1 protein-coding gene is annotated in these 794 nt (G+C 51.4%); it reads right to left on the reverse strand.

Annotated elements, in window-relative coordinates:
- The coding region (locus tag DEF47_RS14165) for a TrmH family RNA methyltransferase (RefSeq protein ID WP_287045193.1) at positions 1 to 678 on the reverse strand (678 nt) is incomplete at its 3' end.
- Positions 679 to 794: the final 116 nt, after the last annotated feature.

Below are 794 nucleotides of genomic sequence, written 5' to 3' on the forward strand. Positions count from 1 at the left end.
TTGTTGCTCGGCATCCAAGCCTTCGCGCTCACTGCCCATCAGCAAAATCAGCGGCTGGGGATAGGCATAGTCGCGATAGTGGCTGCTGGCTGAATCCGCCGCCCCAACCAAATTAAAGCCACTTTGGCCAAACCATTGGCTAAATTCAGCCCAAGTTGCCTTAACCAAGCGTTGGCTGAATAACGTTCCCATACTAGCTCGCCCGGTCGCTGGATCATAGGGATCGGTGCAATCGCCCAATAAAATCACGCCTGCTGCGCCAACAGCATCGCCAGTGCGCAAAATTGTGCCCAAATTCCCAGGATCACTAATCGCGTTGAGCGCAATCCAACACAGGCCTTGGTCGGGCCTAACATCGGCTAAACTGGCCCATTGCTGGCGCACAACTGCTGCTAAACCTTGTGGGCCATCTTTGCTCGAAAGGCTGGCAAAAACCTCGCCGCTGACTTCGAGGATAGGTATGGCTTGTTGACGCTGTTGCTCAACTAAATCTTGGGCAAATTGGCTACGCAACAGGTCGGGCGCAACGATCAATTGCTCAATCGGCGCTTGGGCTTGCACCGCCTCGGTCACATTGCGAATACCTTCAATAAAAAAAAGACCAGTGGCTTCGCGCTCACGGCGTTGGCGCAACGCCCGAATTTGCTTAATGGCTGGATTATGTTTGCTGGTTAACATTGCCAAACTTTCTGGTTGAAATCATGCTGTTGGCTATTGTAACAAGCAATTTGCTCAAAGGTATCTCATCTCATCCCATCCTAGCTCTATTCTACTAAGCATTGGTTGATCACCAC

The sequence above is a fragment of the Herpetosiphon sp. genome, from assembly GCF_003512625.1.
Lineage (GTDB): Bacteria > Chloroflexota > Chloroflexia > Chloroflexales > Herpetosiphonaceae > Herpetosiphon > Herpetosiphon aurantiacus.